At 75.2% G+C, this 2777-nt stretch carries 3 protein-coding genes; 2 read left to right on the forward strand and 1 reads right to left on the reverse strand.

Annotation, left to right across the window (positions count from 1 at the left end):
* Window positions 1-743, forward strand: a 743-nt coding sequence (locus tag AC2VNT_RS11145) for a PPE family protein, SVP subgroup (RefSeq protein ID WP_486946912.1), incomplete at its 5' end; no start/stop codon positions are given.
* 15 nt (window positions 744-758) lie between these two features.
* Here AC2VNT_RS11145 and AC2VNT_RS11150 read toward each other — a convergent pair.
* Window positions 759-1517, reverse strand: coding sequence for an SOS response-associated peptidase (locus tag AC2VNT_RS11150; protein WP_486946913.1), 759 nt, complete (start codon window positions 1515-1517; stop codon window positions 759-761).
* Between the two features lie 35 nt (window positions 1518-1552).
* Here AC2VNT_RS11150 and aroA point away from each other — a divergent pair.
* Window positions 1553-2777, forward strand: a 1225-nt coding sequence (gene aroA / locus AC2VNT_RS11155) for a 3-phosphoshikimate 1-carboxyvinyltransferase (RefSeq protein ID WP_486946914.1), incomplete at its 3' end; no start/stop codon positions are given.

Below are 2777 nucleotides of genomic sequence, written 5' to 3' on the forward strand. Positions count from 1 at the left end.
TCACCCCGTTCAGCCAGCCCCCGCAGGCCACCACCCCCACCACCCCGGCCGCCGCCGGCGGCCGGTCCGGGGCCGGCGCCGTGGCCGGCCACGGCCAGGCCGTCTCCAGCGCGATCACCCAGAACCTGCAGGCGCTGACCGCGCCGACCGCCGCCGGGGTGGCCGCATCCGGGTTCGAACTCGCCGTCGCCGGTGTCGAGTTGGTGGTGGACGCGGTCGGCACCTTCGGCATCGACGTGCTCGGCACCTTCATGGTCGACGTGCTCGGCGCGGCCGAGATCGGCGCCGAGCTGCTGCCCATTACTGGGCTGGCCGGGCTGGCCAACTCGGTGGTCCCGGTGGCGGCCCGGGTCGGCGGGGCAGCGTTGGTCAGCAGCCTGTCGGTGCCGCAGGCCTGGACCGTGCCGGCGTCAGCGGCATCCACAGCGGCCGCGGCGGCGGGCACGGTGCTGCCGGCGGCCGCGGCGGCCGCCGCCGGCGAGGCGGCGGTCCCGCTCGGAGAGATGGCCACCGCGGGCCTGGCCGGCCGGGCCACCGCGGGCATCGGCCGGTCCGGTGGTCCCGCCGGCCGGGCCACCGGCAAGCCGAGCAAGCCGCAGCTGGCGACGGAGCGGCTGCGGCCGAGCTTCGGCCTGCTGATGGGCGCCGACATCGAGCTGCGCGAACTGGCCGAGCTGCGCAGCGAGGGCGTGCTGACCGACGAGGAGTACGTCGCGGAGAAGAGGCTCCTGGTCGGCCGGTAGGCCTCCCGGGCGCACCTACAACAGGGTGGCCTGCTCCGGCTGCGGCTCGGCCGCCACGATCAGCTTCGGACCGTCGTTGCGCACGCTGTTGACCAGCGGTGACACCTCGCGCACCGCGATCGGCGCCAGCTCCGGCGGCCGGGTCAGCAGCGCCGGGTCCAGCGGCGCGTCCGGACCCAGCCAGCCGTCGAAGTCGGGTTCGGCCAGCAGCAGCGGCATCCGGTCGTGGATGCCGGCCAGCTTGCCGACCGCGGCGGTGGTGACGATGGTGCAGCTCAGCAGCGGCGAAGCCGAGCGCGACACCCGCCACATCGACCACAGCCCGGCCGCGAACAGCGTCTGCCCGTCGCCGCCGGAGATGTAGTACGGCGTCTTGCCGGCCTTCCTGCCGTCCGGGGTGTTCGGGTTGACCCGCCACTCGTAGAACCCGTCCATCGGGACCAGGCAGCGTCTCTGCGCGGCGCTGACCCTAAACACCGGCGAGGTCAGCACCGTCTCGGCGCGCGCGTTGATCAGCAGCGGGCCGCCGCCCGCGGGCGCCCCGTCCGGCCCGGCCTTCACCCACGGCGGCACCAGCCCCCAGCGCATCAGCCGGATCCGCCGGGTCGGCTCGTCCTCGGGGTCGCCGTGCCGGCAGACCACGGTTGCCACCGCCGACGTCGGCGCCACGTTGTAGTTCGGCGCGGGGGCCGGCACCGCTGGAATCTCATTGACGGCCTGCAGCTGCTCGGCGAGCCGCGCCGGGTCGGTGGTCATCGCGAAACGCCCGCACATGCCTTCCATGGTGGCAGAACTGGCAGGATGAAGCGGTGACGCTCTGGCCGGCACCGACGATCTCGACGCCCGTGGACGCGACGGTGACCGTGCCCGGCTCCAAATCCCAGACCAACCGGGCGTTGGTGCTCGCCGCGCTCGCCGCCACCCAGGGGCGCGGCGAATCGACCATCGGCGGGGCGCTGCGCAGCCGCGACACCGACCTGATGATCGCCGCGCTGGGCGGCCTGGGCGTGGCGGTCCGCGGCGACGGCAGCGAGCTGACCGTCGGCGGCGCCGTCTCCCCCGGCCCGGCCACCCGCATCGACTGCGGCCTGGCCGGCACCGTGCTGCGGTTCGTGCCGCCGCTGGCGGCGCTGGGCACCGCGACGGTGACCTTCGACGGCGACGAGCAGGCCCGGGTCCGCCCGATCGCCCCGCTGCTGGCGGCGATGCGCGGCCTCGGCATCGACGTCACCGGCGACCGGCTGCCGTTTTCGGTCCGCGGTGCCCGGTCGATCGCCGGCGGCGACGTGCGCATCGACGCCTCGGCCTCGTCGCAGTTCGTCTCCGGGCTGCTGCTGGCCGGCGCGGCGTTCACCGCCGGGCTGACCGTGGTGCACGACGGTCCGGCGCTGCCGTCCGCGCCGCACATCGCGATGACGGTCGCCATGCTGCGCCAGGCCGGGGTCGACATCACAGCCGACGCCACCGCCGACCGCTGGCGGGTGCGCCCGGGTGTCGTGGCGGCCCGGCACTGGGCGATCGAGCCGGACGTCTCCAACGCGGTGCCGTTCCTGGCGGCGGCGCTGGTCACCGGCGGAACCGTACGCATCACCGGCTGGCCGGCGGCCAGCGTGCAACCGGCCGCGACCGTCGTCGACATCCTGAAGAGGCTGGATGCGGTTGTCCGCCAGCATGGTTCGCATCTGGAGGTGCGCGGTCCGGCGAGCTACCCCGGGTTCGACGTCGACCTGCACGACGTCGGCGAGCTGGCCCCGGCGGTGGCGGCGCTGGCCGCGCTGGCCGCCGACGGATCGGTGTCGCGGCTGACCGGCATCGCCCACCTGCGCGGCCACGAGACCGACCGGCTGGCCGCGCTGACCACCGAGATCAACCGGCTCGGCGGCCACTGCACCGAGGCCCCGGACGGTCTGGTGATCACCGCGACGCCGCTGCGCGGGGGAACCTGGCGCTCCTACGCCGATCACCGGATGGCGATGGCCGGTGCCATCGTCGGTCTGCGCACCCCCGGTGTCCGAGTGGCCGACGTCGGCACCA

Source organism: Mycobacterium sp. TH-M15 (genome assembly GCF_057473705.1).